Annotated in this window: 1 protein-coding gene; it reads right to left on the reverse strand. The window is 55.0% G+C overall.

Annotated elements, in window-relative coordinates; genetic code table 11:
• Nucleotides 1-113: 113 nt before the first annotated feature.
• On the reverse strand, nucleotides 114-291 hold a 178-nt coding region (locus tag BIU97_RS17250), incomplete at its 5' end, for a pyrroline-5-carboxylate reductase family protein (RefSeq protein ID WP_302846697.1).

The raw sequence follows: 291 nt of genomic DNA on the forward strand, positions 1-291 counted from the left end.
GGCCAGTTGCAGCAGGAAGCGCAGCAGCACGATCGTCAGGTAGAACGTCGAGGCAATGAGCAGAATGGTGATCAGAATGTCAGCCAGCATGAAGCCGTGTCTCCCGTTATTGGTTACTGTTTATTGGCGAGTTCTTTGGCCATTTCCCCGGAGCGCTTGTAAGCGGCTGAGTAGGCCTTCTTGACCAGATCTCTCATGCCACCTTCTTCAAAGGTCTGGATGGCCTGTTCTGTGGTGCCACCGGGAGACATGACATTGCGTTTGAGCTGGCCGGGGTCGTGTTCACTGCGT

The organism is Curtobacterium sp. MCBA15_009 (assembly GCF_001864895.1).
Taxonomy (GTDB): Bacteria; Actinomycetota; Actinomycetes; order Actinomycetales; family Microbacteriaceae; genus Curtobacterium.